Source organism: Xenorhabdus santafensis (assembly GCF_033949405.1).
Lineage (GTDB): Bacteria > Pseudomonadota > Gammaproteobacteria > Enterobacterales > Enterobacteriaceae > Xenorhabdus > Xenorhabdus santafensis.
Window position 1 is genome coordinate 1 of the sequence record NZ_VCDN01000240.1, and the last position, 457, is coordinate 457.

The window sequence follows — 457 nt, forward strand, 5'->3', positions numbered from 1 at the left end:
TGTTTCCATAGAAAATAAAGGGCTTGTTGGCGGTTATTATAGTCTTTCGTTAAAGATTAGTGATGCTAAAGACGTAGTGACGTTTCAATTGAGTGAGTTGATGCTCGTTAATGATTGTAGTTTTAATTTTGGACTAGTGAAATGGACTAGGCCGTCACAAGAGAAGAATGAGTTTGATATTAAAGTCAAAGAAAATGGAACATATGCTTTTTACGTGTTTGTGAATGGGAAAGTTAAAGGATATGTTCGTTTTAAAATTAAAGGATTTCCTAAAAATGCTGAAGGTGCTGGAGTAACTCAATATTGGGGGCAAGGTGCAAAGTATTATGAACTTCCTGAAGAACATGTAAATCCTGAGGATTTTCGAGACAAAGATGGAGAAAATAATGGAATTTGCGTGAATGAAAAAAACACCGATGACAAACCCGGGAGTTCAGGAGAAAGAGAAAAACTACAA

General features: G+C 35.4%; 1 protein-coding gene. It reads left to right on the forward strand.

The window, feature by feature from the left end:
- On the forward strand, window positions 1-457 hold a 457-nt coding region (locus FE392_RS22395), incomplete at both ends, for a hypothetical protein (RefSeq protein WP_319931886.1).